Source organism: Clostridium sp. OM05-5BH, assembly GCF_003481505.1.
Taxonomy (GTDB): Bacteria; Bacillota; Clostridia; order Lachnospirales; family Lachnospiraceae; genus Otoolea; species Otoolea fessa.
The window spans coordinates 1,558-2,198 of sequence record NZ_QULJ01000026.1 but is presented as its reverse complement, the minus strand read 5'-3'; the positions used below and the strand labels follow the sequence as shown (position 1 = coordinate 2,198).

The window sequence follows — 641 nt, the reverse complement described above, 5'->3', positions numbered from 1 at the left end:
CTGTGCCGTATGTCCACAAAGTAGGAATTCGGGGTAAAAATCAGAAATTTCCACGATTGCGGAATTGATATGGTATAATCAATTCAACGGTTATAAATGTTGTCAGAAGGGGGAACTGCTTCAATGAACGGAGCTACTACAATACAGGAACGGCTAAAAGATTTACGATTAAACAAAGGATTAAAACTGGAAGAACTGGCTGAGCAAACGGGTATTTCAAAATCGGCTCTTGGCAGTTATGAAAAAGATGACTATAAGGAAATCAATCATGGCAACCTTATCCTGCTGGCAGATTTTTATGGGGTGTCCCTCGATTATCTCTTTTGCCGGACAGAGAACCGGGCGGAGATCAACACGCCATTAAGGGAGCTGCATTTGAGTGATGAGATGGTAGCACTTCTGAAAAGCGGTCGGATTAACAACCGTCTGCTGTGCGAACTTGCCACCCATAAGGACTTTATCAAGTTTCTTGCGGACATTGAGATTTATGTGGATGGGATTGCCACCATGCAGATTCAAAACCTCAACGCCCTTGTCGATACCGTCCGGCATGAAATCATTGAACGGTATCGCCCCGGCGAAGATGACCCCCATTTGAAAGTGTTGCAAGCCGCCCATATCAGTGATGATGAATATTTCAG

1 protein-coding gene is annotated in these 641 nt (G+C 44.3%); it reads left to right on the top strand.

From position 1 onward, the window contains the following. Positions 1-123: 123 nt before the first annotated feature. On the top strand, positions 124-641 hold a 518-nt coding region (locus tag DXB70_RS14480), incomplete at its 3' end, for a helix-turn-helix transcriptional regulator (protein WP_243099979.1).